The 272-nt window shown below is 50.0% G+C and carries 1 protein-coding gene; it reads left to right on the forward strand.

Annotation, left to right across the window (positions count from 1 at the left end; translation table 11 throughout):
- Window positions 1-38: 38 nt before the first annotated feature.
- Window positions 39-272 (forward strand): YtfJ family protein (locus IEQ44_RS15855; protein ID WP_227487638.1); only part of this gene is annotated, 234 nt, incomplete at its 3' end.

Raw genomic sequence — 272 nt, forward strand, 5'->3', positions numbered from 1 at the left:
CAAGTGGTCGGATCACCTGCAAACAATAAGGAAACGCCATGACCCTACGTAACATCCTTGCAGCAGCTTGTCTGCTGCTGCCCCTGTGGGCTTGCGCTCACAACATTGAAAAAGGACAACGTGTCCCGCCAGTCGGCATTGCTGACCGGGGAGAATTGATTCTCGACAATGATAAGTTTAGCTATAAAGCCTGGAATAGCGCGCAGCTCGCAGGCAAAGTGAGAGTTGTACAACATATTGCCGGTCGTACATCTGCAAAAGAGAAAAATGCC

The sequence above is a fragment of the Nocardioides malaquae genome, from assembly GCF_015070385.1.
In the GTDB taxonomy this organism is placed as follows: domain Bacteria; phylum Actinomycetota; class Actinomycetes; order Propionibacteriales; family Nocardioidaceae; genus Nocardioides; species Nocardioides malaquae.